The organism is Raineya sp., assembly GCF_053497555.1.
Window position 1 is genome coordinate 17,718 of sequence record NZ_JBRCWE010000049.1, and the last position, 25,301, is coordinate 43,018.

Here is a 25,301-nt window from a genome sequence, read left to right on the forward strand (position 1 = left end):
GATTTACTCTTTCATAGTTTTTTCTTTGCCCGGATATTTGGCTTTTCCTGAGAAAGTATGCCAATCTTCTTTGTTTCGGGCTCGGTGCTGATGCCAATTGAAGTTTTTGTATTTCAAACCATTTTCGGTATAATAATTTTTCTTGAAAAGCCTACGATACCAAGGCATACCCGAAACCACTTGTAAGTTCCCTTCTTGCAAGGCTTCTTCTTTGGTAGCCATTCTACCATCGCCACGTTCAGCACCGAAAAAATGCACGTGGTCGTGTATCATTTTACAACCTTGTACTTTACAAGGTTTCATACAAGCCGAAAAACCTATCAGCAGAAGCAAAAATAACCCGATATAACGAAACATTGAATCCCAATTTTTACAAAAATAAAAATCCTTTGTTAGAATAACAACAGAAAAGCCATTTTCAAAAAAAAAATTTGCGAAATTTTGCCAAAAAGCAAATTATGTATAACTTTATGAAGTTTTGTATTTAGTTCAAAAAAATCAATATGTATGGCAGGCGTAAATAAAGTAATTTTGATTGGCAATGTAGGCAAAGACCCTGATATTATTTCTTTTGATTCAGGTAGAAAAGCAACCTTTCCGCTGGCAACTTCCGAAAAATACAAAGACCGCGAAGGCAAACCTGTGGAAAAAACTGAATGGCATAATATTGTATTTTGGGGGCCTGTGGTTGATGTTATTGAAAAATATGTAAAAAAAGGAAAACAAGTCTTTATTGAAGGTAAGCTCGCTACCCGCTCTTATGAAAAAGATGGGCAAACTCGTTATATTACCGAAGTGATAGGACAAAACCTCACACTTTTGGGGAGTGGCTTGGGTGGAAGCAATACGCCAAATACCGAAAATACTTCTTCCAATAGCCAAGAAGATAATACCCCTTATGTACCTCCTACCGTAGAAAGTAGCCCCAGCGACGATTTGCCTTTCTAATTTTTTGGGTAATATTTTTTCAAAAATCATCTTTTTGCAAACTTTCTTTGCAGAAAGGTGGTTTTTTGTTCAAATTCAAGAAAGTTTAAGGCTTTAATGTGCAAAGGTTTGCAAAGTTCAAACTATAACCTCAAAATTTTGAACTTCAAACCATTCAAACCTTCTTTCAATAATTTTGAACAAGATACTTCAAACCTCAAATTACGGAGCATTTATGCAGTATTCTACCCCTCGCTATGGTGTATTGTTGGTTAATTTAGGCACTCCCGATTCGCCACGTGTGCCTGATGTACGCAGGTATTTACGTGAGTTTCTGATGGATAAGCGTGTCATAGATATTCCTTTGCTTTCTCGTTGGCTACTGGTAAATCTGATAATTGCCAATTTTAGAGCCCCCAAATCTGCCAAAGTTTATCAAAAAGTTTGGACTCAGGAAGGCTCACCACTCAAGTACTACGGCTTTCGTACCCAAGAGCTTTTACAAGAAGCCTTGGGCGAAGAATATTTTGTAAGGCTTGCAATGCGTTATCAAAAACCAAGTATCAAGGCAGTTTTGAAAGAGTTTGAGGGCAAACATTGGGAAAAGCTCATTGTGATTCCTTTGTTTCCGCAGTATGCTTCGGCTACCACAGGTTCGGTAAAAGAAGCCGTAATGAAAGAGTTGAGCCACTGGCAAACTATTCCTGCGGTAGAATTTGTGCAACAATTTTATCAGCACCCGCTTTTTATCAGGGCATTTGCCGAACTTGGCAAAAAATATATTGAAGCCCACCCTTACGACCACTATCTTTTTACCTATCACGGCTTGCCCGAAAGGCAAATTCGTAAGGCAGATAGGCATAATTATTGCCTTACACACGCTAACCCAGCCGAAATAGGCTGTTGTAGTTTGCTACAAGAGAAAAATGCCGCTTGTTACCGAAGCCAGTGCTTTGCTACTACAAGACTGCTGGCAAAAGCTCTAAATTTGCCCGAAGGCAGTTATAGTACGGCTTTTCAGTCGCGTTTGGGAAAAGCCGTTTGGATACAACCTTACACAGAAGATGTTGTAAAAAAACTTGCCCAAGAAGGCAAAAAAAATGTACTGGCTTTTTCACCCTCTTTCATTGCCGATTGCTTGGAAACGACCATTGAGGTAGGGGAGGAGTACAAAGAACTCTTTGAAGAATACGGCGGCGAGCATTGGAAACTTGTAGAAAGCCTAAACGATAGCCCCACTTGGATAGAACTACTACGACAAATGGTTTTAGAACGCACTACCAAACCCAAAGCATTGGATTTGATGATGCAAGTAATTGCCGAAGAAAAAGAATAACTTTCGTTAGTCTAAACTTTGACCTAAAAACTTTTTTCAGCTATGAGCAAATTAGTAGAAGAATTCAACGCCTACCGAAGCAAAATGAACCAAAAAATCCTTGATGCCGATAACTTGGTTATCAAGCGGATTTTTAATTTGGATATGAATTGCTATGCTGATGGAGCATTGAGCGTAGCTACCAAAGAAATGATTGGATTGGCTTGTTCTATGGTTTTGCGTTGTGATGATTGCGTGAGGTATCATTTAGGCAAATGCAAAGAATTAGGATTAAGTACCCAAGAGGTTTTTGAAGTTTTCGCCATAGCCAACCTCATAGGCGGAACGATAGTGATTCCACATCTTCGTAGAGCCGTAGAGTATTGGGAAGCCCTGCAAGAAAATACAAATTCATAGAATTTGCTTCAAGGTTTGGCAAAATTTTGCAAGTTCTTTGTATCTTTGACAAAAAATTGCTTGAAAACCTTGAAGACTTATTTCACGATTCTGCTGATAACTTTTGGCATACATTCGCTTTCAGCACAAATTGGGGGCAGAACATCTTTTGAGTTTTTAGATATTTCTGCTAATCCGCGTACAATGGGATTAGGAGGAGCAAACGTGAGCTTGGCTCAGGAAGATGTGAATATGTTTCTCAATAATCCTGCTGTATTGGATAGCTCAATGGCAGGCGTTGCCTCACTGAATTATAGCCCTTTTTTTGGCAGAACACCCCATTTCTTGCTCATGTATGCCCACGATTTTGGCGGCAAAATAGGCGTGCTGGGTGCAGGTTTGCAGTATATTCGTTATGGTAAAATTCAGGAAACTGATGAAGCGGGTAACGTTATAGGCGAGTTTTTAGCCGCCGATTATGCCCTTACGATGGGTAAATCTTTTCAGGCTGATAATTTTCGGTTTGGAGTAAATTTGAAATTAGTTGGCTCACAAATAGCCTCTTACAATGCTTTTGGCGTAGCTACCGATTTGGGCGTAAGTTTCAAGCACCCTGAAAGGGATTTTAGAGCAGGTTTGGTAATAGCTAACTTAGGGGGTGTTTTCAAAAAATATCTGCCCAATTATGCTTTGCGAATGCCTTTTGATGTACGTTTGGGGCTATCTTTCAAACCCTACAAAATGCCTTTCCGCTTTTCGGTTACGGCTTATCATTTGTATCGTTGGAATATTTCTTACAACGACCCTGCCTTTGCAACTACCACCGACCCTTTTACGGGGCAAACACAAACACGAAAAATTAGCTTCGCCAATAACCTATTCCGTCACTTTGTTTTTGGTACAGAAGTTATATTTCACAAAAACTTTCACTTGCGGATAGGATACAATCATTTACGTAACCAAGAACTCAAATTTAAGGATATAACGGCACTGGCAGGTTTTTCGGGAGGTTTGGCTTTCAGGGTAAAAGGTTATGAAGTTGCTTTTACAAGAGCAGGCTTTGCCCGCAGAGGGCTTACTTGCTTGGCTATTAGTAAAAATTTAGGGGAATTGTAGTTGCTTTTTCAAGAAATCTAATAATGCAAGTTAGTGCTCAAATAACAGGATTACAATACAAAATATTTCTGGCTGATGAACTCCCAATCATTGAAAGCAGTGATTTTGATATTAACACCTGTCCTTCCTGTTGTATTTTCACTAACAACAAACAAACTTTTGCTATTTCAAAATGGATTTCACCAAAGCGTACAAGGTCGTACCCTTATGAAAGGGTTTATAATACGTTGGCGAGTGGTAAAAAGATAACAATCATTCCCGTTGTAAAAGATGAAGGTCTTGATGGTGATAGGGACTTTATTCAGTGGGATACAGTTTCTATGATGTCTTTACTTGATGTGTATGTGATTTTGGCATACTATAATGATGCAGAAAAAAACAACCTCTATGATAATAAGATTACTAATCAGAAGTTTGATAATCAATATGTTTTGGAGAAAATTCAAGAAATTTCAACTTATCATAGTTCAGCTTTACACTGGAATTTGCAAGAGTTAAATAATAACTTTTTAGACGTTATTGTAAAAGCAAAAGATAGTTATGCAAAAATTAGTAAGAAAACCAATGTAAGAATGCACAGCGAGAAAAGCATAGATGATTTTGTGGAGATAATTAGTAGAAATGTTAGGGAATTTATGGAGTTCTCACGCCAGAAAGCAAGAGAGGCACAAGGCAGAGAGTTTGTAACTGTACAGCCTAAGGAGGTTTTATCCTCTTTGACGAAGGCAAAAATTGCGATTACAAACTATTTGGGTGGACAGTATTTCTTGACGGTTGATGAAGTACATATAGAGCATAAAGAAGTGTATTTGATAGAAGGGAAACATTCAAAATCAGGTATTTTACCAAGTAAAAGTGATATTAAAGATGGTTTGCTGAAAATGATTCTATATACCAATTTGAAAGATACAAAAGTAAATGATAAACCTAAAAATCCAATGCCTATTTTACTTTTGACCTCCTCAAAATTGAAATCAGAACTAAACTCAAAAACAAGTAATGTAGAGTTTGAAAAATTTTGCGACCAAAATAAGTTGAATAAAACTCAACAAAATTTCCTAAAAAACCTTTTTGAAGAAGCTAACACAAATGGCTTTTTGGTAACTTTGAAAAAAGTATAACATAATGATAAAAAGTCCGTTAAGGTATCCAGGAGGAAAAAGCAAGGCGTTAGAGCAAATATTGCCCTTAATTCCTTATTTTGAAGAATTTAGAGAGCCTTTTGTTGGGGGTGGTTCGGTATTTTTGGCATTAAAACAACTTTTTCCCGAAAGAAAATATTGGATTAACGACTTATATTTTGAATTGTATAAATTTTGGGAATATACACAAAAAGATTTGCAAGGCATTATCAGACAAGTAAGTGCATGGAAAAAAGATTTTGATAATGGAAAAGAACTACACAAGTTCTTAATTGAAAATATAAATGGTTTTGATGATTTGAAAATAGCAAGTGCTTTTTTTGTGTTCAACCGAATTACATTTTCAGGCACAACAGAAGCAGGCGGGTTTTCGGAGCAAGCCTTTCAAAAAAGATTTACAACAAGTAGCATTGAGCGTTTAGGGCTTTTGGAAAGTGTTGTCAAAGATATAAAAATAACCAATTTAGATTATGAAGAAGTAGTAAAGGCGGAAGGGAAAAATGTATTTATTTTCCTTGACCCACCTTATTTTTCTGCTACAAAATCAGCACTTTATGGCAAAAATGGTAAATTACACAAAAGTTTTAACCACGAAAGATTTGCCGAAGTAATGAAAAATTGCAATCATAAATGGCTAATAACCTACGATAATAGTGATTATATCAAAAATTTATTTTCCTTTGCTCATATTTTAGAATGGAATTTAACGTATGGTATGCGTAATGTGAGTTCGGCAAAGCCAAATCAATCGGCAGTTTCAAAGCAATTAGGCAAAGAAATTTTTATAGCCAACTTCAAAATTGATAGCAAAAAAATATTGCTCCAAAAGAACTTATCTGTTCAAACTACGCTCAATTTTGCTAATTTTTAGCTTTGTTAAGGTTTTAAAAATATCTTATGTATCTTTGTTTGCTCAAACCATTCAACCTTCAAACCAATGATTTATGCTCATTGATGCCTACCAAATAGCTGAAACTATTCACTTGAAGCGTTTTCGTAACGACTTCCTACACGAGCCTGCTCACGCCAGCAGTTGGGATATTTTTTATGTAGAGGAAGAAGAGAAACGCTTTTTGCACGTTTTTAGCTATGGAGTAGTCGTTTTTGTAGGCTATGATGCCGTGAGCAAGAGCAATTTGCTGGATTTTATTAAAAAATACGCCGAAAACCCCGTTAATCTTGATGTAAATGACTATTTCACGCTTTTAGTAGATAAATCTTTGCCCAAGGCACTTGTAAAAAATGATTCCATTACACTTCCGCAAATTCAGTTAGATGCTATTCGCATTATTACGCTCAATGTTGCTCAATCGGTGGCGATGGATTATTACGAAATCATTAGCCTTGAAATTCTCAATGCCAGTAAAGTCTATATTGACCAATTGGAGGAGTTTGGCAAAGTGAAAATTTCCAAGCGTGATTTGCTGAAATTTATCGGGAAGGTTAAAAATATAAAAAATAGCATCATTGATAACCTTTACATTCTTGATGACCCTAATATTGTTTGGGATAATGAGGAACTGCAACGCCTGCACCGACAGCTCAAAGATAATTTTGATATTAGTCCGCGTTTTCGTGATTTGGACTACCGCCTGCGAATTGTAGAGGAAAATTTGGTTCTGCTTACCGACCTGCTCCAACACCGAGAAAGCTCTCGTTTGGAGTGGATTATCATTATTCTGATTTTAGTGGAAGTCTTGAATGTATTTTTTAGCGAGTGGCTTCGCAAACTTTGGTCAAATTAACTGATTACCCATTACTAACTACTCATTACTCATTACTAACTACTCTGTACTACTATGAACATTTTGCTTTTAGGCTCAGGAGGGAGAGAACACGCTTTTGCGTGGAAAATAACTCAAAGCCCTCTTTGTGAGAAGTTGTTTGTTGCCACAGGCAATGCAGGTACAGCCCAAATTGCTGAAAATGTAGCTATCAAACCCACAGATTTCTCTGCTTTGGCTTCTTTTTGCAGAGAAAAAAATATACAAATGCTTGTAGTTGGCAATGAAGAGCCACTTGTAGCGGGTATTTGGGATTTTTTCAGGGAGCAAAAGGATTTAGGACAGATACATCTCATAGCTCCCTCAAAGGAAGGAGCTATGTTGGAAGGCAGTAAAGATTTTGCCAAGCAACTGATGTTTGAATATCAAATTCCAACGGCAAGTTATCATTCTTTTTGGGCGGAGGATTTTGAGAAAGCTATTGCATACATTTACAATCATTCTTTGCCTATTGTGCTCAAAGCTGATGGGCTTGCCGCAGGCAAAGGCGTACTAATTTGCCCCACGTACAAAGAAGCTGAAAAGGCTCTTAAAGAAATGCTTTTGGATAAAAAATTTGGCAAAGCAAGTGAAAAAATCGTGATTGAGCAATTTTTAGAAGGTATTGAGCTATCAGTTTTTGTACTCACTGACGGCAAAAACTACAAAATTTTGCCCGAAGCCAAAGACTACAAACGCATAGGCGAAAACGATACAGGTTTGAATACAGGTGGAATGGGTGCAGTTTCCCCCGTGCCTTTTGCCGATAAGACTTTTATGCAAAAAGTAGAGCAGAAAATCATTGTTCCTACTTTGCAGGCTTTGCAGAAAAGAAATATCTCTTATGTAGGATTTTTGTTTATTGGTCTGATGAAGGTAGGAAATGAACCTTATGTGATTGAATTTAACTGCCGAATGGGCGACCCCGAAACCCAAGTAGTTTTCCCAAGAATTGAAAACGACCTCGTAGAACTGCTCTTGGCTACCGCTACTCAAAAACTTAACGAAGTAGAACTAAAAATTAAGCCTGAAACGGCTGTTACAACGATTGTAGTATCGGCAGGCTATCCCGAAACCTACGAAACAGGCAAGGAGATAAAGGATTTGGATAGAGTTGAAAATGCTTTGATTTTTCACGCAGGTACAAAGTTGGAAAATGAGAAACTGCTCACCAATGGTGGTAGGGTAATGGCTCTGACTGCCCTTGCCAAAACTTTACCCGAAGCTATTGAAAAATCCCAAAAAGCCGCTGAATGTATCAGTTTTGAAAACAAATACTTCCGCCGAGATATTGGTAAAGATTTGTTGTAAGAGTAGCCTCCTTGCCACTTGCTAATTTTTTAGAAAAGCCTGATTAAACCTTTGTCAATTTGTGGTGTCAAAGCAATACATTCACCAAACATCTAATTTTATGAAAAAGAAAATTTTTAGTTTGTTTCTTGTATTCTTTGCCTTTTTACTTTTCGCAGAAGCCCAAAGAAGCCCTATGCGTCAAAGAAAAATGAGAGAACCCAAAACGCCTGAACAGAGAGCTACCGCTATTACCAATAGACTTACGAAACGCCTAAATCTAAACGGCGAGCAAAAGCAACAAATTTACAAAGTAAATTTGCAAACTGCCCAAAGAGTTGATGAACTCCGTGCCGAAGTCAAAGCCAAGCGTGAAAGAGGTGAAAAACCTGAAAAAGGTTTTTATGCCAAACAAATCAGAGAATTAAATCAGCAAAGAGACCAAAGCATTTCTACTACGCTCAATGCCCAACAAAAAGTTGAATACGAAAAACTTAAACAAGAGCAAAAAGAGCGTATGAGACAAAGAATAGAAAAACGCCAAAAGTTTCGTAAAAAAATGAATAAGCAAGATACAGGCTTTCTTGAAAATGATGACGATTTTGAAGATATGTTGCTTGACGAAGCCGAAGATGATATTTAACAGGCTCTTGTTTTTGGGTTCAAGAGTTCAAAAGTTAAAAATCTTAAACTTTTTCAAGAAGTTACAAGGTCGCTATAACAGCGACCTTTTAGTTTATTATTGCAAATCCATCTATACTTTACTTTCTAAGCAGGCTATTTCCTTTTCGCCATCTCCCCCCTCAATAGATGTATCTAGATTGTTATCATCTAAATCGGGGCGAGTTTCTACGATAAGGGCTTCGCTATGTGCTTGGTTTTGTACCATAGTATCCACACCGAGCCAAATTGTAGGGCATTTGTTGGTTTTGATTAAGTTTTCCATAGCGGTAACATTTAAGGGTGAAACAAAAAAACCTGAACTTTGAGCGGTTCAGGTTTGCTTTTATGAATAAAGATTTTTATTCCAAATACATCAGCAATTTCCTGAACCAAAGGGCGAACCAAAAGGCACAAGCACCTCACGTTTTGAAGTCTTGTAAATACTTTCGGCAATATGATTACAGCGTTTTAACATTTCTTTTCTTTTTTTGGCAATCTTGCAAATTTTATTTCAGACAAACAAATTTTTTTGAGAATTTTTTTTGTAAAAAAATTTCTACTTTTGTAAAAACAAACATTATGCCAAACACTTGGAACTACTTAGATATTTTAGAAGCAGAAGCTATTCACATACTTAGAGAAGTAGCAGGGCAATTTCAAAAACCAGCACTGCTTTTTTCAGGTGGTAAAGATTCTATCACTTTGGTTCATCTGATACGCAAGGCTTTTTATCCTATGCCCTTCCCTTTCCCGCTTGTGCATATAGATACAGGGCATAATTTCCCTGAAACTATTGTTTTTCGTGATAATTTGGTTAGAAATGTTGGTGCCGAGCTGATAGTAGGCTATGTTCAGGATTCTATTGATAGAGGCACGGTAGTAGAAAAAAAGGGAAAAGGAGCAAGTAGAAACACTTTGCAAAGTGTTACACTACTGGAAACCATTGAAAAGTACGAGTTAGATGCTTGCATAGGAGGTGCCAGACGCGACGAAGAAAAAGCCCGTGCCAAAGAAAGAGTTTTTTCGCCTCGCGATGAATTTGGACAATGGAATCCTAAAAATCAGCGTCCTGAATTATGGAATATTTACAACGGCAAGCTCCACAAAGGCGAAAATATGCGTGTTTTCCCTTTGAGCAACTGGACAGAATTAGATGTTTGGCGGTATATTTTACGAGAAAATATCGCTTTGCCTTCGCTATATTTTGCCCATAAACGCAAGTGCATCATCAGAGGCTCGCAAATTTTGCCTTATGCCGATTTTATTTTTACCGATAATAACGACATTTTGGCAGAAAAAAACGTCAGATTTCGCACCGTAGGCGATATGACCTGCACCGCCGCTATTGAAAGCACTGCCGATACCATTGAAAAAGTTATTGCAGAAATTGAAAGTCTTGCCATTTCGGAAAGAGGTTTGCGTATGGACGACAAAATTTCCGAAACCGCTATGGAAGATAGAAAAAAAGAAGGGTACTTCTGATAGCTTACAATTTTTCAGCCCAAATGATTGCTTTCTGATTACTGGCAAGAGTGGTAGCTATCAAAAAATCTTTTCCACCTTCTTTGATTTTGTATTTTTTACAAATTTCAGACACTGAAAGCGGATAGTTTCGGGCAATGATATTAAAGACAGAACCCATTTCGGGCAGTTCTTTCTGCGGATTTTGCAAAACTTTTTTTATTCTAAAAACTCTACCCGAAAAATTTTCCAATAATTTGCCTTGCGTGTATAGATGCGAGTTGCTGTGCAGTTTGTATAAGTTGAATTTTTCTGCTATGCTCCTGAAAAATCCTGCTTTGAGAATAGAACTATTTGGCTCATACAAATATTCTTGCACCAAAGGGGCTAAATGAACATTGGCTTTGCTTTCTTCAGCGAAGGTACTTGTAAAAATCTGTGAGTTATTTTCAAGCAAATTGTAAGTGTAAATGGGAATGTTTTGCCATTCGGAGCAAAAATTTTTTTCTAAAAGATATAGCACTTCCTTGCACTCGTTCTGAACGCTTACCACATAAACACCTGCCACATTAGGCAAAATTTTCAGAGCCTCTTTTATTTCAAACATAGGTGAGGTTTTGAGCAAAATTTTTTCTGTTTTATCAAAAAGCAGTGGCAGAAGCTGTAAAATATTCGGTTCGGTTTCAGTGATTTGGGCAATAGATTTCCCTTGTAAATTTCGGCGAGCAGGGTCTAAATAAATATAATCAACGGCTTCGGAAAAGTTTTGTAAGAAATGTTGAGCTTCTGCATTGTGCAGGGAAACATTGTTTAGTTGCATTGCTTCAAAGTTTTGCCTGACGATTTGAAACAAATCGGGATTTTTTTCTACATACCAAACTTTTTTGAATTTTTGTGCAAATGCCCAAGTATCTACACCAAAGCCACCTGTGAGGTCTAGAATGGTATTGCCTGAAAGCAATTGAGCTTTGAAAAAAGCTGTTTTTTCGGAAGAACTTTGTTCCAAATTCAGGGCGGGAGGGAATACTAATGCGTAGTTTTCGTACCAATGAGGGACTTTGTTTTGGATTTTCCTTCTACCTTCTATTTGTTGCATTAGCAATGTACGCAGAGAAGTAGGATATTTCTGCAAAGCAAAAGGAAGTTCGGAAAGAGGGACGTTTAAGTAGTGTTTAAGTAGTGTTTGAAGCTCGCTTAAATCTTGCATACAAGGAACTTATCCGAAATTGATGAAAGCAGAGGTGAAAAAGTTTGAAGTTTGAGGTTTTGAGGCTTGTTTTTGAACTCTTGCCACCCAAAAAACGGCGTTATGGTCAAAATAATTTAGGCAAAACGCATTGCTTATCAAGAAAAAAACCTTCAAACTTGAAGGTTTTTGAGTTTTTTACTGCACTTTTTTGCTTGAACAGCAACCACTTTTCTTTTCGGTGGTGGCAGTAGAGCAAGATTTTCCGTCTTTGGTTTCAGTAGTAGCAGAGGCATCTTTCTTTTCTGTGCTACAAGAAGAAGCCTTGCTTTCGGTAGTTGTACAGCAAGAATCTTTTTTCTTTTTCTTCTTTTTCTTGAAGATAAACTCGGTGCTTTCAGCATTGTTGAAAGTTGAAGCCACCACTACTGTTCCACTTACCAAAGCGAAAAGGGACAAAGCTAATGCGATTTTTTTCATAAGCGTATTTTTATAGACGAAACGAAAAAGTGAATAAAATAGTTCATATCTGCTGAATTTTTTTTACATTTCAAACAATATTCTGACTTTTTAGCTTTTCAATTTCGGTGTGTGAAAATCCTATTTCTTGCAAAATCTTTTGTGTATCTGCACCCAGCTCGGGGGCAATATTTTGAGGCATAGCAGGCGTAGCAGAAAACTTAATCGGGAAGCCCAAAGAAAGGATTTCTCCAATTTTGGGGTGTTGCATTTTGAGGAACATATTTCGTTCTTGCAAATGCTTATCTTGCTCAATTTCGTCTATTTCGTATATGGGGCTAATGAGTAAATCGTGTTCTTGGCTTAATTTGAGCCAGTATTCTCTTTCTTCTGAAAGAAAAAATGCTTGCAAGGTGGCTTTATTTTCTTGCATTTGCTTGGGTTCTTGGGGCATTGCAAAGCCTAAAAACTCAGGTTTTTGGACTACATTGCAGAATTTTATCCAAAATTTCGGCTCCAATGTGGCAAGAGAGATGTACTTGCCATCTTTGCACATATACACATTGTAATTGGGGAAGGCTCCCGAAAGAGGCGTTTCGCCACGTTTTTGAGCTTGCTTCGTAGCCTGATAATGCGTAAAAGGTACAACCAGAAGGGGCATAACCCCTTCAGTCATTGAAATATCCACGTGTTGCCCTTTGTGTGTATGGGTGCGAGCCTGCAAAGCGGCAAGTGTTCCGATAATTGCCATATAAGAGCCACCCGCAATATCAGCAAGCTGTACAGCGGGAAGGGTAGGGGCTTTGCCTGCTTCACCTATCAAACCTAAAATACCCGAATAGCTCAAATAGTTGAGGTCGTGCCCTGCCAAGTGGCTATAAGAGCCTGTTTGTCCGTAGCCTGTGATAGAAACGTAAATGATTTTTTCATTTATTTTTTGGGCTTCGTTGTAGCCAATTCCCAATTTATCCAAATATCCTGGGCGAAATTGCTCCACTACTACATCGGCAGTTTGCACAAGTTTCCAAAAAATCTCTCTGCCTTCGGGTTGGGTATAATCTAATGTTAGGCTTTTTTTGGAGCGATTGAAAGCTAAGTAATTTGCTGAAAATTCTTTCCCTTCGGCTTCATAGACAGGGGGAAAGTTGCGTACATAGTCGGGCTGTACAGGATTTTCAATTTTAATCACTTCTGCCCCCATATCAGCCATAAGCATAGTAGCCAGCGGACCGGGCAAGAGCCTGCTCAAATCTAAAATTTTGATACCTTCTAATGGTCTTTTTTGCATAGCCTATGAAATTTCTTTTCGTAATTTTTCAATTTCTTGCACAGAAAGCCCCGTCAGTTCGCTGATAGTTTCATTATCAAAACCTTTTTGGATAGCTTTGAAAGCCACGGATTGCTTCTCTCTCAACATACCCATTTCTTCTGCTTTCATTTTTTCGGTTTTTTCATCAGTTTCACGCATACGAGCATATTCGTAGGCTTCAAGGTCTTTTTTGCTCCAAAGGTGCTTATCAGCTTCCAAATAAGCAGTTTTCAAACCTTCATCATCAACACTATCAGGAATAACTTCTAAATTTTCTGCGTTTTTGATAAAAAACACCCATTTTTCTGTGAGTGTGTGCAGTTCCTTTTCAGTTTTATTGAATTTGGGTAGCTCAATGAAGTTAAATTCAAGGTCTTTGAGTTTGTGTTCTTGGGTTTTTTCGTCCAAAATGAGATGTCGGGAAAGGTAATGAGGAGTTTCCAAAAAGGTAAAATCTAAAATACCAATAAAAATTACAGGTTTGAGTTGGTAGTATTCCTCTTTGGCATTGAGTTGCGAAATATAGCTCTTGGCAGAATAATACACTACTCTTTGAGCAAAACCGATTTTATCCGTAACTTGCATTTCTACGATATACTCTTTACCTGCTTCGTCACGAGCCTTTACATCAAGTACGGTAGATTTCGCTCCTAATACTATGGGAACTTGATAAGGGTTTAGGATTTGCACATCTGCAATTTTTCGCTCACCTTCCAGCCCCAAAATCGCATTGAGGAACGAAATCAGAATTTGTTTTTTGTTTTCGTTCCCGAAAATTTTACGAAAGGCAATATCGTTTTTTACATCTGCAAATTGCATAATATCAACATTTTACTTCAATACAAGTTTTGCGAGTTTTCCTTTGTTTCCGATTGCCCAACCAATGTTTCCTTCACGGATAAAGCGTACCGTATGAAACCCCTCGGTAGAAATATTTTTCCACTTTTTTCCGCCATCTTTGGTAAAATCTATACCACTTGTGCCAACGGCAACATAGGTTTTCTTGCGTATGTACGAAACACAAGACCGATAACCTTTGGGAGGAATTTTGGCGATTTTCCAAGATTTTCCGCCGTCTGAGGTATAAACACCTGTTTTTTCTGCCCAATTGGGTTGTGTATAGTCGCCGCCTACGGCAACGCCATTTTTCAAATCCTGAAAAACAACTGAAAAAATACCTTGCGAGGCTTTTCCACTCAAAATAGGCACTTCTACGCTTTGCCAAGTGCTTCCCAAATCTGTGGAAATAAGCATACGAGCCTTTTCGCCACCGCCTGTGCCTATCCAGATATGCGAAGGCTCACGAAAACGCATAATCGTACCACTTGCGGCAAAACCTGCCTCATTTTTTTGAGCTTTGGGCAAATTTTTACCGATATTTATCCAAGTATTTCCCCCGTCTTCGGTTTTGAGCAAAGTGAAATTTCTTTCTTCATCAGGGTCGCCAAAAACAAAGCCAATTTTTTCGCCAAAAAAGCCTATATCATTCAAAAAAGCAGTTTTAGAAGTATCTTGATAGACAACTTGCCAACTTTCGCCCCCATCCAGGGTTTTTAGAATATAAGCAGGCGAACCCGCATTGATAACAAAAGCCCGTTTCTCATCAAAGGCTACAATATCCCGAAAATCTTTGTCTTCAAATCCTTTGATTTGTAAATTTTGCCAATTTTTCCCGCCATTGGTAGTTTTGAGAATAGTTCCTTTGGTGCCACTTGCCCAAACCACTTGTTCATCTACTATCCACAAGCCCCGAAAGCTACTTTCTGAAACAGCATTTTGTAAAAAAACTTCTATTTCTTGCGAAAAAGTTTTCCCTAATAAGAAAAAGCAAGCAAAGAAAAACGAAAAAAACAAAGATTTTTGCATAGTTTTTGTGCAGTTTTGAACCAAGAATAGGGCTATTAACTCAAAGAAAACTCTTGCAAATTAGCTTTTTTGTTCGGATTTGTCAAAATTTTGTAATTTTGAAAAATTAGGTTCAAAGAATTATCAAATTTTTTGAAGTTGTTGTAACTTTGAGCCATAAATTTTCAACCAATGAAAAAACTTTCAATTATTCTTTTTTTGAGCTTTTTTTCGCTGTGTGTAGTTGCCCAAAACAAAAAACTTACAGAGCAGTATCAGAAAGCCAAAACTTTTCTCAATAACAAAGACTACCAAGAAGCTATTTTAGCTTTTGACCCTCTGCTGAAAAAAGCCAAAGGGAATATCTATCAGGAGTATGCTCATTATTATTCGGCATTGTGTTATTTCTACTTGAAAAAGTGGAAAGAAGCTGAAAAATTGCTTGAAAAACTTTCGGAGCAGTTTCCGCAATGGGATAAAAACCAAGAAGTTTTATACTTACAAGCCAATATTGCTTTTGAACGCAAAGAGGATAATATTGCTTTGAGCTATATCGAAAAAATAAAAGGTTCGCTGAAAGCAAAAGCCGAAGCAATGAAAGCCCATTATTTGGGTAAAAGAGAGATTGCGGTGCTGAAAAACTTGCAGGCTGTGTATCCCAACGATAAAACCATAGCTCAAATTTTAGTGGATAAATTAGCCACCGAAGTTGATAATATCAAAGATTTGGAGTATTTGGAAGAACTTGTACAAAAGTATAATTTGGAAAAGCCTGAAAAAGTGCGTTTGCAAAGGGTAGAAAAGAACGTCTATCGCCGAAAGTCAGATACCTTGAATATTGCTTTATTTTTGCCAATCAATTTCAAAGAATACAAAGACCCCAAAAAGCGTACTCCTGCTACCAATCTTTCCATTGATTTTTATCAAGGAATGCGAATAGCTCAACGCATTTTGGATACTACGCTCAAAAAGCCTACTCGCCTTATTGTGTATGATGTCTATCAGAATCCCGATACCTTAGAGCTGATGTACAAAAACAATGAATTTGTGAAAGTTGATATGTTTGTAGGACCTTTTTATGATGAAGATTTTGCCAAAGCCCTTGAAATCGCTGAAAAAAAGGATATTCCTATTATCAACCCTTTTCTGACTAACCCCAAATTTTTGAAAAGTAAAAATGCGTACTTTTTGCAACCTTCCATAGAAACCCAAGGCAAGCAGTCGGCTCGGTTTGCGGCAAGTACTTTTGGTAAAAATGTAATTATTTTTCATAGCGAATTGCCCGAAGAAATGAAATTGCTCAATGCTCATAAAAGCGAATTAGAAAAAGTAGGAGGTAAAATTTTGTACCAACACAAAATTTCTGTTACTACTATACCACAAATTGAGCAAATACTTTCCAATCCTGAATACAAAGACGTAAATTATATTTTTGTAACGAGCTCCAGCCAAGCCGCCGCCGAAAAAATAATGGAAATAATGAAGGAAAAGTTACCCAATGTGCCTATTCTTACAACGCTTGCGTGGCGTAAAATTCCTGAACTCAAACCTGCGGATTTAGAAAAGCAAAATGTTCATTTTATAGATGCCGATTATACGCGTCTGAGTGGCGATAGAGAGCCTTTCAGAGTAGAATACAACCAAAGAGTAAAATTTGTAGAGATATACAGCAATATGGTTGCCCCACCTGTTGCCAGCCACAAAGGCTATGATGTGATGATTTCCTTTGTGAAATACCTGCATCTTTATCCAAGAGATTTTTTCAAAAAAGTTGTTGAAAGTGAGGATTTCAAAAAAACTTTCAGGGGCTATCTTTTTACCGAAAGTGAAAGGGATAACCAATACGTGCCTATTTTGAAGTTTGCAGATAAAAAGTTAGTGGTGGCAAATCCTTTAAGCACCGAACCCGTTGAAGTAAAACCCAAACCTAAAAAGGAAAAGTAGAAAATTGTATGCTTTCCACCAGACATCTTTTGGGGATAAAAAACATTACGGAAAAGGATATTGAGAAAATCTTTGAAACAGCTCGTTCCTTCAAAGAGGTTATCAATCGTCCTATCAAGAAAGTACCCTCTTTGCGTGATGTAACCATTGCCAATGTTTTTTTTGAAAATTCTACCCGTACCCGCCTTTCTTTTGAACTTGCTGAAAAGCGTCTTTCGGCTGATGTTATCAACTTTTCGGCTTCGGGGAGTTCGGTAAAAAAGGGAGAAACCTTGCTGGATACGGTGAATAATATTTTGGCAATGAAAGTAGATATGCTTGTGATGCGTCATAGTAGCGTGGGTTCGCCTCATTTTTTAGCTAAACATATCAAAGCCAATATCATCAATGCAGGCGATGGCACACACGAACACCCTACGCAGGCTCTTTTAGATTGTTTTTCCATTCAAGAAAAGTTGGGTTCGGTGGCAGGCAGAAAGGTGGCAATTATTGGCGATATTTTACACTCTCGTGTCGCTCTTTCTAATATTTTTGCTTTGCAAAAACTGGGGGCAGAAATAATGCTTTGTGCTCCTGCTACACTTATTCCCAAATATGCCAAGGATTTGGGCGTGAAAATTACTTACAATGTACGCGAGGCTTTGCGTTGGTGTGAGGTAGCCAATGTGCTTCGTATTCAATTGGAAAGGCAACAAATCAAGTATTTCCCTTCGTTGCGAGAATATACACTTTATTTTGGTATCAACAGAAAGCTATTGGAAGAGTTGGATAAGGAAATTATCATAATGCACCCAGGTCCTATCAATAGAGGTATAGAATTAAGTAGCGATGTAGCCGATAGCTCTCATTCTATTATTTTAGACCAAGTAGAAAATGGGGTAGCTATCCGTATGGCAGTGTTGTACTTATTGGCTCAAAGTAATTGAGGTTACTTGTGGGGCTTGATATTTTTTGAAAAAACTGCTGATTTTCAGGAAAATAACTCCCCAAAAAGCCTCTTTGAAAATTTTGAAACTCATTTTAGAAGTACCTCGCTCTCTTTCGGTGAAAATAATAGGAATTTCTTTGATACGAAAGCCATATTTCCACGTTTGAAACTTCATTTCAATTTGAAAAGCATAGCCTACAAATTTGATTTTCTCTAAGTCAATGGTTGCTAAAACCTTTCGGCGATAGCACTTAAAACCTGCCGTAGGGTCGGAAATAGGCATACCTGTAATAAAACGCACATATTTTCCTGCAAAATAAGACATCAAAACTCGCTTCATAGGCCAATTCACAACATTTACCCCCGAAATGTAACGCGAACCTATCACTAAATCGTAACCTTCTTGCGAGGCTGTTTGATATAAGCGTACTAAATCATCGGGATTATGCGAAAAATCAGCGTCCATTTCAAAAATATACTCATAACTTCTCTGTAAAGCCCACCGAAAGCCGTGAATGTAGGCAGTGCCTAAACCTTGCTTACCTGTACGTTGTTCCAAAAAAAGCCTGCTTGCAAATTCTTTTTGTAAATCTTTTACTTTTTCGGCAGTACCATCGGGAGAGCCATCATCTACAATAAGTAAATCGAAAGGCAATACAAGCGAAAAAATTTTACGAATGATAGCCTCAATATTTTCTATTTCGTTGTATGTAGGAATAATTATCAGTGCATCGGACATTGATGAGCAAACTTACGTATGTTTGGAAGATTGAGGTTAGTAGTCAAAGTTTCAAACCTTGAACTTTCAAACTTTGAGCCCTTAAGCCTTTTGAACCTCTTAATATTTCCCCTTGTTTTTGTTGTTCCAGTTTTTATTTTTTTTATTGCCATTGAAGGCATTTTTTTTGTTTTTCTTGTTATGATTGCTACTGCTTGTGTTTGTGGCTTTTAGGTTTTTCGTTTCTTGCGAACTGCTCACGATAGGGTTGCCATAGAGTTCGTCAAGATTGCATTGGATAGCTCCGTCAGAAAGGTCTTTGATTTGCTCTACGAGTACGCTATCTTCAATATTATCTTTTTGCCAAGCCTGATGAAAGGATTTCATCAGATTGAAAAGGTGTGCTTCCAACTCTTTTTTTCTTTCGCCTTCGGGTAAGTGGGCTACGGCTTGCACAAGCAACTGAATATTTTTCCCATAATGCCGAAACTTGATATTATTGGTGCTATACGCTACGCGTTCGGGTTTTTTGCCAAGCATATCTTTTTCGGGCATAGGGTAGGGGGCATCAATATCTAAATCAAATTGGGCAATAATGAACAAATCGTCCCAAAATTTGCTTGGTGTTTCTTGAAATTCTTTGAAATTTGGGTGGATTTGCTTCATCATTTCTACTACCAGATAGGCTTTTTCGGTACGTTCTTGCCTATCGGGAATAGTTTTGAGATATTCCACCATTTTCTGAATGTTTCTGCCGTACTCTTTGAGTATTACGGTATCACTGCTCGTGTATTCGTACATAACTGCGGTTTTAAGCCTCAAACTTACAAGATTTAACGCAAAAAAAGAAATCTTGTTGCGAAATAGTTTGCTTAAATCATTTTCTGGCTTGTTTTATGCTCCATAGCGGCTTTTACAAAACGCATAAAAAGCGGATGCGGGCTGGCAACAGTGCTTTTGAGCTCAGGGTGAAACTGCACGCCCACAAACCAAGGATGTGAGGGCAGTTCAATCACTTCTACAAGATTGCTATCAGGGTTAAAGCCACTAAATACCAAACCTCCTTTTTCAAATTGTTCTAAAAATTGGTTATTAAACTCGTAGCGGTGGCGGTGGCGTTCGCTAATGAGGGTTTTACCATAGGCTTGATGTACTTTTGTACCTTTTTGCAACTTGCAAGGATAAGCCCCCAGACGCATAGTGCCGCCTTTGGCAGTTACTTTCTTTTGCTCTTCCATTAGGTCAATGACAGGGTAGGGGGTTTGTGGGTTCATTTCAGTAGAATGGGCGTTTTCTAAACCCAAAACGTTGCGAGCAAACTCAATGACAGCACATTGCATACCCAAGCAAATTCCCAAAAAAGGGATTTTCTGCTCACGAGCAAAACGAACAGCTGTAATTTTGCCTTCAATACCTCTTTCCCCAAAGCCGGGGGCAACCAAAATGCCGTGCATTTGCCCTAAAATATCTTTGACATTGCTTTCGTCAATTTTTTCGGAGTGTATCCAGTGCAGTTTTACTTTACATTCGTTGTAAGCTCCTGCGTGTGTAAAGGCTTCGGCAATGGATTTGTAAGCATCGTGTAGCTCTACGTATTTGCCTACAAGAGCAATATCTACATTTTCGGTGGGGTTTTTGAGTCTGCCCAAAAACTCTTTCCAAGCCTCAATGTTGGGTTCTTTTTTGTAAGGATAGCGTAATTTGGCAAGCACTCGCTCATCAAGTTTTTCTTTACGCATCAGCAAGGGTACATCATAAATCGTTTCAGCATCAATGGCTTCAATCACCGAATTGACGCTCACCCCTGTAAAAAGGGCAATTTTTTTCCTAATTTCCAAAGGGATAGGTCTTTCGGAACGGCACACAATAATATCAGGTTGCACACCAGCTTCGGAAAGGGCTTTTACGGAGTGTTGTGTAGGTTTGGTTTTGAGCTCGCCTGCGGCGGCAAGATAAGGCAAAAGTGTAAGATGAATGACTACAACATCATTGCTTCCCAATTCCCATTTGAGCTGACGCAAGGCTTCAATGAAAGGAAGCGACTCAATATCGCCAACGCAACCGCCAATTTCAGTAATTACGATATCGTACTTGCCTGTTTCGTCAAGCAAAAGAATATTGCGTTTGATTTCATCGGTGATATGTGGAACTACCTGCACGGTTTTGCCTAAGTACGCTCCTTGGCGTTCTTTGGTGATAACGTTGTAATAAATTCTGCCCGTAGTAACGTTGTTGGCTTGCGAGGTGGGAATGTTCAAAAATCTTTCATAATGCCCAAGGTCTAAATCTGTTTCGGCACCATCATCGGTTACATAACATTCTCCGTGTTCGTAAGGATTGAGCGTGCCAGGGTCTATGTTGATGTAAGGGTCAAATTTTTGAATAGTTACTGAAAAGCCTCGTGCTTGCAGAAGGGTAGCCAGTGAGGAAGCGATAATGCCTTTACCCAGTGAAGAGGTAACACCTCCTGTTACGAAAATATGTTTTGCTTGTGCCATAATAAAAGTTTGCGTGAGGGTTTGGTCTTTTACTATGGAGTGCAAAGTTAGGAGAAAATCAAATTCGCAAAAACCTTGTGCAAAATTTTTTATTTTGGATTTGAAAATCAAGGAATTGTTAAGCAAGATTAAATTTTTTTGCTTAAAAATTTGGTTGGAATAATTTTTTCCATTACCTTTGCACCACTAAAAATGATTGCCCGATCGTCTAATGGCAGGACTGCAGATTTTGGTTCTGCGTGTGTTGGTTCGAATCCAGCTCGGGCAACGAAAATCCGCCAAAAAAGCCCTCTACGATAGCGTGGAGGGCTTTTTTTTACTTGCAGTTTTTCCGTTTTTTTTCAAAAAATCATCAGTTTGAAGGGCTTTTTTTTACTTGCAGTTATCCGTTTTTCTGCAAAAATTCGTTAAAATTTTTGTAATTTTGGGATAGGTTTCTGTAACCTTTTTACAAGAAAAATTTATGAACTTCAATGCAGAAGGCTTTTTTGAGCCATTTACGGCAATAGAAACGGATTTGGCAAGTGCGAAAGATATTTTGGTGTGGAATGAGGCAAGAAATGAAATTTGGGACAATTTTGAGATTTTTTTGCGTGAGCTTCAAGGGATTTTGCAAAGTTCCTTTACTATTTGGCTCAATGGTAGTTTTGCTACCAAGAAAGAAATCCCTAATGATTTAGATTTGGTTGTTTTTATAGATTTTCAAGAGTATTTAGCAAACGAAAAAGACCTTGCTAAATTCAAAACACTTTCGTATAGGAAAATTCAAAAATTAGATGTATATTTCGTAAAAGTTTATCCTGAAATACACGAAAGAAAGTTATTTGAGGAATTTGATACGAAAGAATGGTTTAGTTTATTTACCAAAACACGTAATAAAGAAAAAAAAGGATTTTTGGAACTTAAATTTTAGCTTTATGGAGTATCTTGCGGAAATACAAAATTTGCTTGAAATGATAGAAAGGGCAAACAAAGCAATTGCATTTCACTTGCAGGCTTCTGAACCAGATACAAATTCCATAGAAAATTACGAAAGGCTAAAAATGCAATATTTTGAACAATTAGCTGAAATATTTAATAAAATGAACATACCTTTGAAACTTTCAGCATAAAAAATCCACGCTCCCAAGAGTTAAAAAAATTATGACTTTCAACACAGAAGGCTATTTAGAACCATTTATGGCAATAGAAACGGATTTGGCAAGTGCGAAAGATATTTTGGTGTGGAATGAGGCAAGAAATGAAATTTGGTGCAATTTTGAGGCTTTTTTGCGTGAGCTTCAAGGAATTTTGCAAAATAAAAGAAAGTCGGTGCAATTCAAAGGCTTTTTGGAACTTAAATTTTAATTTTATGGAAAAAGCAGTATGGAACTATGAGGAACTATTACAAGCTGTACATCAAACTCTTGATTTGGTAATAAGAACCGAAAATCTCATTAGGGTTCATCAGTCAATCAATGATGGTGCCTCTATTATGGAGCAATACCAAGAATTAAAGAAAAAATATTTGCAAGACCTTTTAGAGCTAATGAATGAGGCTAACCTACCTTTTAGACTTTCAGCATAAAGATCATTCTAAAAAATATGGCATTGGCTAAGTAAAGTGCATTCTTCTTGTTTGCGTTTTTGAAATTTCATTAAAATCTTGGAATATACACTACTTTTTTGGTTTCAAAGAAAGTTTCTTGGAAAAAATCGGAAAGATTGAAAATTTGATACTTGCGTTTGAGTTTGGATAGCTCTTCGGTCAAGTCGCCACCTTTGAGGTGCAAAATGCCATTTCGTAGCGGGTTGTATTCGTTTTTACTAAATTTATTTTTTACCCACTCCCAAAAAATATCAGCCTGCGTTACGGCACGGCTCAAAACAAAATCGTACATATTGTTTTCCACTTGCTCGGCACGAACTTGACGATATTGCACATTTTCAAGACCAAGCTCTTTTACAACACCTTCTACCACTTTTATTTTCTTACCAATTGAATCAATCAGGTGGAACTCAACTTTTTCTTGTAAAATAGCCAGCGGTATGCCCGGAAAGCCGCCTCCTGTGCCTACGTCAAGTACCATTGTCATAGGCTCAAAGGTTATTATTTTGGCAATGCCCAAAGAATGAAGGACGTGATGTGTGTAAAATTCGTCCATATCTTTGCGTGAAATCACATTGATTTTGGCGTTCCATTCCTGATAAAGCGGCAAAAGTGCCTCAAAACGTTTTTTTTGTTTTTCGGATAGGTTAGGAAAATATTTTTCTATCAATGCAACAGACATACCAACTTAGAAGGTTTTTAAGGGTTTTTTCTAAAAAACTTATCTGCCATAGTGTTATTTTCGTTTTCGGCAATGCTTGCAAATACAAAGCCACAAACTACTTTCGGATAAAAATAAGTTGATTTTTGGGGCATTGTATAGCCACTTTCGCAAACTTTTTTGACCTCTTCAATACTTACCCCTTGCGTGATAAGTGCGATTTGGGCTTTTTGATGTTCAACTTTTTCCAAACACTCGTGAAAATTCCGAACAAAAGAAAGATACTTGCCTTGTTGCTGTTCTTCTTTGCTGATACCCAATACTTTGTAAAGCAAAAAATAGTGTAAAATAGTTAAATCCAAGCGTTTTACCACTTCGGGAAAGTGCCAAGTCATTTGCTTGAACACTTCATCTCGCAAGCGAATTTTGCAAGAAATATTTTGCGTAAGCAAGCCAAAAGTCCAAGTTTTACCTGCAATAACTTCTTCCAATGTTTCGGGTTCAATCACAGGCTTTATATCAAAATATTGGTGCAGTTTATCAATAAGGCTCTGCTCGTTGAAGTTGGGCAAATCCTGTACCAATCGGTGAGTAGGCAGGATTTTCAAATCATCGCTTTCGGTATTGGTAAAATACATCAGATGATAGTTGTACATTTCGTTGCCTGTATGGCTGGGGTTTTTCTTTCGCAGTTCTTTGGCATACTCCAAAGAACTGGTATAACGATGATGTCCATCGGCAAGGATAATTTTAGTTTTAGCTATAACTTCCTGAAATTTGGCAATTATTTTGGCATCTTGTATTACGCTAAGCACATCTCTAACACCCTGATAATCTTCGGTTTCATAGAGAGGGACGAGCATACTTTCGTCCATAAAAGGTTCAAGTTCGTGAAGGGCATCGGTGTAAAGTCCGTGAGTAGGGGCAATATTCATATGAGTAGCTCGCAGAAGTTCTATGCGGTCGCTAACAGAGTGGGGTAGTACGTTTTCGTGTCTTAAAATCTGGTTTTCGTTCCACTCATACACGCGTACCATTGCAATAAACCCCTTTCGGCAAAAAGTTTTATTAGAATTGGGTAAAGAAAAATATTGATAATACACATAAATAGCAGGCAATTCATCTTGGCGAAGCACACCCTCTTTTTTCCACTTTTCTTGTAGAATAGCAATTTCCTCATAGCTAACACCCATAGCAGGTACAGAAAGATGAATACTATTGAACTCTTGGGCATACAAAGCCTTGATTTGCTTTTCAGAAACGACATCAAAAAGGGGGGAAGTGAGTTCATCAATAGGTAAATGAGGGGCGTATCGCCAAGCCCTGAAAGGTATAATTTCAGCCATTTTGCAAGTTTTTGGGCAAAAATACAAAAAAGAAAAATGTATCCTCACATATAAAGCAAAAAAGGAAGCAATTTCTTGAAAATGCTTCCTGTGAGAACCAATATTACGAAACTATGCTTGCAGAAGACTTCTTTAAGCGAGTACGCTTTCAGGAAGTTCCATTTGATACATTTCCTTGATAGAGTTTTTGATAGCTTCTACCATTGCTGTATCCAATATCATTGCCGCATTGGGGCTATTGGCTTCTGCCAGTCCCCAGCCTTTGGCTTTGAATAGGTCTAGGTTTTTCATCACTATTCTTTGCCAAGCCATAGGTGTAATGTTCGCATCACACCATTCTTTAATTTTGAGAGCATTCATTTTTTGTTGTTATTAAGCGGTTACAAGTTCGGGTAAAACTTCGGTTTGGTACAACTCCTTTACGACTGCATCAATTACTACAAAAGCCTTCTCTGAAAGCATAAGTGTTTCAGAAGGATTCATCAAGGTATTTAGCTCAAAGCCCATTTCTTTGAGTGTAGGCAAAGCCTTCAAAACAATCCTTTGCCAAGCAAGTGGCGAAATTACCTCCTCGCTCCAAGTTTTCAGTTTCAATGCAGATACTTTCATAGCAGTAGCAGTTTAGGTATTTTTAATGAATGATGAATCTTATTTTGAGATTTTACAAAATACATTCCAAATGTAATGGAAATATTTGTAAAAAACAAACCTTACTCGCTGATTTTAGTCATTTTACTCGGTGAAAT

The 25,301-nt window shown here is 37.7% G+C and carries 30 protein-coding genes and 1 tRNA gene; 17 read left to right on the forward strand and 14 right to left on the reverse strand.

Features of this window, described 5'->3' with window-relative positions:
* Positions 1–3 precede the first annotated feature (3 nt).
* On the reverse strand, positions 4–357 hold the full coding sequence (locus ACWITO_RS06020) for a hypothetical protein (protein WP_448529098.1): 354 nt from the start codon (positions 355–357) through the stop codon (positions 4–6).
* Between the two features lie 150 nt (positions 358–507).
* Here ACWITO_RS06020 and ACWITO_RS06025 point away from each other — a divergent pair, with 150 nt between their 5' ends.
* The 9 genes from ACWITO_RS06025 to ACWITO_RS06065 all read left to right on the forward strand — a co-directional run bounded on the left by ACWITO_RS06025 (position 508) and on the right by ACWITO_RS06065 (position 8,592).
* Complete coding sequence (locus ACWITO_RS06025; RefSeq protein ID WP_448529099.1) at positions 508–948, forward strand: single-stranded DNA-binding protein; 441 nt, start codon at positions 508–510, stop codon at positions 946–948.
* Positions 949–1,162: 214 nt separating this feature from the next.
* Complete coding sequence (hemH, locus tag ACWITO_RS06030; RefSeq protein ID WP_448529127.1) at positions 1,163–2,263, forward strand: ferrochelatase; 1,101 nt, start codon at positions 1,163–1,165, stop codon at positions 2,261–2,263.
* Positions 2,264–2,305: 42 nt separating this feature from the next.
* On the forward strand, positions 2,306–2,659 hold the full coding sequence (locus ACWITO_RS06035; protein WP_448529100.1) for a carboxymuconolactone decarboxylase family protein: 354 nt from the start codon (positions 2,306–2,308) through the stop codon (positions 2,657–2,659).
* A gap of 69 nt (positions 2,660–2,728) precedes the next feature.
* Positions 2,729–3,754 (forward strand): type IX secretion system protein PorQ, encoded by a 1,026-nt coding sequence (gene porQ / locus ACWITO_RS06040; protein ID WP_448529101.1) that lies wholly within the window; start codon positions 2,729–2,731, stop codon positions 3,752–3,754.
* A gap of 23 nt (positions 3,755–3,777) precedes the next feature.
* Complete coding sequence (locus ACWITO_RS06045; protein ID WP_448529102.1) at positions 3,778–4,875, forward strand: hypothetical protein; 1,098 nt, start codon at positions 3,778–3,780, stop codon at positions 4,873–4,875.
* Between the two features lie 4 nt (positions 4,876–4,879).
* Positions 4,880–5,767 carry a DNA adenine methylase gene (locus ACWITO_RS06050; protein ID WP_448529103.1) on the forward strand — a complete coding sequence of 296 codons (888 nt, stop codon included), beginning with the start codon at positions 4,880–4,882 and terminating at the stop codon, positions 5,765–5,767.
* Positions 5,768–5,840: 73 nt separating this feature from the next.
* Positions 5,841–6,641, forward strand: coding sequence for an RMD1 family protein (locus ACWITO_RS06055; RefSeq protein WP_448529104.1), 801 nt, complete (start codon positions 5,841–5,843; stop codon positions 6,639–6,641).
* 54 nt (positions 6,642–6,695) lie between these two features.
* The gene (purD, locus tag ACWITO_RS06060) at positions 6,696–7,970 is read left to right on the forward strand and encodes a phosphoribosylamine--glycine ligase (protein ID WP_448529105.1); all 1,275 of its coding nucleotides are present in this window, start codon (positions 6,696–6,698) and stop codon (positions 7,968–7,970) included.
* 100 nt (positions 7,971–8,070) lie between these two features.
* Entirely contained in the window at positions 8,071–8,592 is a 522-nt protein-coding gene (locus tag ACWITO_RS06065; RefSeq protein ID WP_448529106.1) for a hypothetical protein, read from the forward strand.
* Positions 8,593–8,703: 111 nt separating this feature from the next.
* Here ACWITO_RS06065 and ACWITO_RS06070 read toward each other — a convergent pair whose 3' ends face one another.
* Positions 8,704–8,895 carry a hypothetical protein gene (locus tag ACWITO_RS06070; protein ID WP_448529107.1) on the reverse strand — a complete coding sequence of 64 codons (192 nt, stop codon included), beginning with the start codon at positions 8,893–8,895 and terminating at the stop codon, positions 8,704–8,706.
* Between the two features lie 296 nt (positions 8,896–9,191).
* Here ACWITO_RS06070 and cysD point away from each other — a divergent pair, with 296 nt between their 5' ends.
* Positions 9,192–10,094, forward strand: coding sequence for a sulfate adenylyltransferase subunit CysD (gene cysD, locus ACWITO_RS06075; RefSeq protein WP_448529108.1), 903 nt, complete (start codon positions 9,192–9,194; stop codon positions 10,092–10,094).
* Positions 10,095–10,098: 4 nt separating this feature from the next.
* Here the strand turns inward: cysD and ACWITO_RS06080 are convergent, their stop codons facing one another.
* From ACWITO_RS06080 to ACWITO_RS06100, 5 genes are all read right to left on the reverse strand, one after another.
* Positions 10,099–11,280: a THUMP-like domain-containing protein gene (locus ACWITO_RS06080; protein WP_448529109.1), complete on the reverse strand. Its 1,182-nt coding sequence runs from the start codon at positions 11,278–11,280 to the stop codon at positions 10,099–10,101.
* 177 nt (positions 11,281–11,457) lie between these two features.
* Positions 11,458–11,739: a hypothetical protein gene (locus ACWITO_RS06085; RefSeq protein WP_448529110.1), complete on the reverse strand. Its 282-nt coding sequence runs from the start codon at positions 11,737–11,739 to the stop codon at positions 11,458–11,460.
* Between the two features lie 70 nt (positions 11,740–11,809).
* Entirely contained in the window at positions 11,810–13,006 is a 1,197-nt protein-coding gene (locus ACWITO_RS06090) for a CaiB/BaiF CoA transferase family protein (protein WP_448529111.1), read from the reverse strand.
* A 3-nt stretch (positions 13,007–13,009) separates the two neighbouring features.
* Complete coding sequence (locus ACWITO_RS06095) at positions 13,010–13,846, reverse strand: Rpn family recombination-promoting nuclease/putative transposase (RefSeq protein ID WP_448529112.1); 837 nt, start codon at positions 13,844–13,846, stop codon at positions 13,010–13,012.
* 12 nt (positions 13,847–13,858) lie between these two features.
* Positions 13,859–14,893, reverse strand: coding sequence for a WD40/YVTN/BNR-like repeat-containing protein (locus ACWITO_RS06100; RefSeq protein WP_448529113.1), 1,035 nt, complete (start codon positions 14,891–14,893; stop codon positions 13,859–13,861).
* Positions 14,894–15,064: 171 nt separating this feature from the next.
* Between ACWITO_RS06100 and ACWITO_RS06105 the strand changes: the two genes are divergently transcribed.
* Both ACWITO_RS06105 and ACWITO_RS06110 read left to right on the forward strand, forming a co-directional pair.
* Positions 15,065–16,816, forward strand: a complete 1,752-nt coding sequence (locus tag ACWITO_RS06105) for an ABC transporter substrate-binding protein (protein WP_448529114.1) — start codon at positions 15,065–15,067, stop codon at positions 16,814–16,816.
* Positions 16,817–16,824: 8 nt separating this feature from the next.
* Positions 16,825–17,742 (forward strand): aspartate carbamoyltransferase catalytic subunit, encoded by a 918-nt coding sequence (locus tag ACWITO_RS06110; protein ID WP_448529115.1) that lies wholly within the window; start codon positions 16,825–16,827, stop codon positions 17,740–17,742.
* Here the strand turns inward: ACWITO_RS06110 and ACWITO_RS06115 are convergent.
* The 3 genes from ACWITO_RS06115 to ACWITO_RS06125 form a co-directional block, all read right to left on the reverse strand.
* A complete protein-coding gene (locus ACWITO_RS06115; RefSeq protein ID WP_448529116.1) occupies positions 17,722–18,483 on the reverse strand; it encodes a polyprenol monophosphomannose synthase in 762 nt (253 codons plus the stop codon). The two genes, ACWITO_RS06110 and ACWITO_RS06115, sit on opposite strands and share 21 nt — an antisense overlap.
* Positions 18,484–18,582: 99 nt before the next feature.
* On the reverse strand, positions 18,583–19,263 hold the full coding sequence (locus ACWITO_RS06120) for a DUF4290 domain-containing protein (RefSeq protein WP_101357917.1): 681 nt from the start codon (positions 19,261–19,263) through the stop codon (positions 18,583–18,585).
* Between the two features lie 71 nt (positions 19,264–19,334).
* On the reverse strand, positions 19,335–20,960 hold the full coding sequence (locus ACWITO_RS06125; RefSeq protein WP_448529128.1) for a CTP synthase: 1,626 nt from the start codon (positions 20,958–20,960) through the stop codon (positions 19,335–19,337).
* Positions 20,961–21,157: 197 nt separating this feature from the next.
* On the opposite strand from ACWITO_RS06125, the gene ACWITO_RS06130 reads away from it, so the two are divergent.
* From ACWITO_RS06130 to ACWITO_RS06150, 5 genes are all read left to right on the forward strand, one after another.
* Positions 21,158–21,228, forward strand: a tRNA-Gln gene (locus tag ACWITO_RS06130).
* Between the two features lie 195 nt (positions 21,229–21,423).
* Positions 21,424–21,873: a DUF6932 family protein gene (locus tag ACWITO_RS06135; RefSeq protein WP_448529117.1), complete on the forward strand. Its 450-nt coding sequence runs from the start codon at positions 21,424–21,426 to the stop codon at positions 21,871–21,873.
* A 4-nt stretch (positions 21,874–21,877) separates the two neighbouring features.
* Positions 21,878–22,072 carry a hypothetical protein gene (locus ACWITO_RS06140; protein ID WP_448529118.1) on the forward strand — a complete coding sequence of 65 codons (195 nt, stop codon included), beginning with the start codon at positions 21,878–21,880 and terminating at the stop codon, positions 22,070–22,072.
* Between the two features lie 31 nt (positions 22,073–22,103).
* A complete protein-coding gene (locus ACWITO_RS06145; RefSeq protein WP_448529119.1) occupies positions 22,104–22,307 on the forward strand; it encodes a hypothetical protein in 204 nt (67 codons plus the stop codon).
* Between the two features lie 4 nt (positions 22,308–22,311).
* Entirely contained in the window at positions 22,312–22,527 is a 216-nt protein-coding gene (locus ACWITO_RS06150) for a hypothetical protein (RefSeq protein ID WP_448529120.1), read from the forward strand.
* A 70-nt stretch (positions 22,528–22,597) separates the two neighbouring features.
* On the opposite strand, the gene rsmG is transcribed toward ACWITO_RS06150, so the two are convergent.
* The 4 genes from rsmG to ACWITO_RS06170 form a co-directional block, all read right to left on the reverse strand.
* Positions 22,598–23,230, reverse strand: coding sequence for a 16S rRNA (guanine(527)-N(7))-methyltransferase RsmG (gene rsmG / locus ACWITO_RS06155; RefSeq protein ID WP_448529121.1), 633 nt, complete (start codon positions 23,228–23,230; stop codon positions 22,598–22,600).
* 17 nt (positions 23,231–23,247) lie between these two features.
* Positions 23,248–24,555, reverse strand: coding sequence for a DUF1015 domain-containing protein (locus ACWITO_RS06160; RefSeq protein WP_448529122.1), 1,308 nt, complete (start codon positions 24,553–24,555; stop codon positions 23,248–23,250).
* A gap of 132 nt (positions 24,556–24,687) precedes the next feature.
* Positions 24,688–24,915, reverse strand: coding sequence for a hypothetical protein (locus tag ACWITO_RS06165; protein WP_448529123.1), 228 nt, complete (start codon positions 24,913–24,915; stop codon positions 24,688–24,690).
* A 12-nt stretch (positions 24,916–24,927) separates the two neighbouring features.
* On the reverse strand, positions 24,928–25,164 hold the full coding sequence (locus tag ACWITO_RS06170; RefSeq protein ID WP_448529124.1) for a hypothetical protein: 237 nt from the start codon (positions 25,162–25,164) through the stop codon (positions 24,928–24,930).
* Positions 25,165–25,301 lie beyond the last annotated feature (137 nt).

What these genes read in the sequence shown, in the direction of transcription:
- ACWITO_RS06020 (WP_448529098.1), bottom strand. Translation starts at nt 357, where the DNA reads ATGTTTCGTTATATCGGGTTATTTTTGCTTCTGCTGATAGGTTTTTCG.
- ACWITO_RS06025 (WP_448529099.1), top strand. Translation starts at nt 508, where the DNA reads ATGGCAGGCGTAAATAAAGTAATTTTGATTGGCAATGTAGGCAAAGAC.
- hemH (WP_448529127.1), top strand. Translation starts at nt 1,163, where the DNA reads ATGCAGTATTCTACCCCTCGCTATGGTGTATTGTTGGTTAATTTAGGC.
- ACWITO_RS06035 (WP_448529100.1), top strand. Translation starts at nt 2,306, where the DNA reads ATGAGCAAATTAGTAGAAGAATTCAACGCCTACCGAAGCAAAATGAAC.
- ACWITO_RS06045 (WP_448529102.1), top strand. Translation starts at nt 3,778, where the DNA reads ATGCAAGTTAGTGCTCAAATAACAGGATTACAATACAAAATATTTCTG.
- ACWITO_RS06050 (WP_448529103.1), top strand. Translation starts at nt 4,880, where the DNA reads ATGATAAAAAGTCCGTTAAGGTATCCAGGAGGAAAAAGCAAGGCGTTA.
- ACWITO_RS06055 (WP_448529104.1), top strand. Translation starts at nt 5,841, where the DNA reads ATGCTCATTGATGCCTACCAAATAGCTGAAACTATTCACTTGAAGCGT.
- purD (WP_448529105.1), top strand. Translation starts at nt 6,696, where the DNA reads ATGAACATTTTGCTTTTAGGCTCAGGAGGGAGAGAACACGCTTTTGCG.
- ACWITO_RS06065 (WP_448529106.1), top strand. Translation starts at nt 8,071, where the DNA reads ATGAAAAAGAAAATTTTTAGTTTGTTTCTTGTATTCTTTGCCTTTTTA.
- ACWITO_RS06070 (WP_448529107.1), bottom strand. Translation starts at nt 8,895, where the DNA reads ATGGAAAACTTAATCAAAACCAACAAATGCCCTACAATTTGGCTCGGT.
- cysD (WP_448529108.1), top strand. Translation starts at nt 9,192, where the DNA reads ATGCCAAACACTTGGAACTACTTAGATATTTTAGAAGCAGAAGCTATT.
- ACWITO_RS06080 (WP_448529109.1), bottom strand. Translation starts at nt 11,280, where the DNA reads ATGCAAGATTTAAGCGAGCTTCAAACACTACTTAAACACTACTTAAAC.
- ACWITO_RS06085 (WP_448529110.1), bottom strand. Translation starts at nt 11,739, where the DNA reads ATGAAAAAAATCGCATTAGCTTTGTCCCTTTTCGCTTTGGTAAGTGGA.
- ACWITO_RS06090 (WP_448529111.1), bottom strand. Translation starts at nt 13,006, where the DNA reads ATGCAAAAAAGACCATTAGAAGGTATCAAAATTTTAGATTTGAGCAGG.
- ACWITO_RS06095 (WP_448529112.1), bottom strand. Translation starts at nt 13,846, where the DNA reads ATGCAATTTGCAGATGTAAAAAACGATATTGCCTTTCGTAAAATTTTC.
- ACWITO_RS06100 (WP_448529113.1), bottom strand. Translation starts at nt 14,893, where the DNA reads ATGCAAAAATCTTTGTTTTTTTCGTTTTTCTTTGCTTGCTTTTTCTTA.
- ACWITO_RS06105 (WP_448529114.1), top strand. Translation starts at nt 15,065, where the DNA reads ATGAAAAAACTTTCAATTATTCTTTTTTTGAGCTTTTTTTCGCTGTGT.
- ACWITO_RS06110 (WP_448529115.1), top strand. Translation starts at nt 16,825, where the DNA reads ATGCTTTCCACCAGACATCTTTTGGGGATAAAAAACATTACGGAAAAG.
- ACWITO_RS06115 (WP_448529116.1), bottom strand. Translation starts at nt 18,483, where the DNA reads ATGTCCGATGCACTGATAATTATTCCTACATACAACGAAATAGAAAAT.
- ACWITO_RS06120 (WP_101357917.1), bottom strand. Translation starts at nt 19,263, where the DNA reads ATGTACGAATACACGAGCAGTGATACCGTAATACTCAAAGAGTACGGC.
- ACWITO_RS06125 (WP_448529128.1), bottom strand. Translation starts at nt 20,960, where the DNA reads ATGGCACAAGCAAAACATATTTTCGTAACAGGAGGTGTTACCTCTTCA.
- ACWITO_RS06135 (WP_448529117.1), top strand. Translation starts at nt 21,424, where the DNA reads ATGAACTTCAATGCAGAAGGCTTTTTTGAGCCATTTACGGCAATAGAA.
- ACWITO_RS06140 (WP_448529118.1), top strand. Translation starts at nt 21,878, where the DNA reads ATGGAGTATCTTGCGGAAATACAAAATTTGCTTGAAATGATAGAAAGG.
- ACWITO_RS06145 (WP_448529119.1), top strand. Translation starts at nt 22,104, where the DNA reads ATGACTTTCAACACAGAAGGCTATTTAGAACCATTTATGGCAATAGAA.
- ACWITO_RS06150 (WP_448529120.1), top strand. Translation starts at nt 22,312, where the DNA reads ATGGAAAAAGCAGTATGGAACTATGAGGAACTATTACAAGCTGTACAT.
- rsmG (WP_448529121.1), bottom strand. Translation starts at nt 23,230, where the DNA reads ATGTCTGTTGCATTGATAGAAAAATATTTTCCTAACCTATCCGAAAAA.
- ACWITO_RS06160 (WP_448529122.1), bottom strand. Translation starts at nt 24,555, where the DNA reads ATGGCTGAAATTATACCTTTCAGGGCTTGGCGATACGCCCCTCATTTA.
- ACWITO_RS06165 (WP_448529123.1), bottom strand. Translation starts at nt 24,915, where the DNA reads ATGAATGCTCTCAAAATTAAAGAATGGTGTGATGCGAACATTACACCT.
- ACWITO_RS06170 (WP_448529124.1), bottom strand. Translation starts at nt 25,164, where the DNA reads ATGAAAGTATCTGCATTGAAACTGAAAACTTGGAGCGAGGAGGTAATT.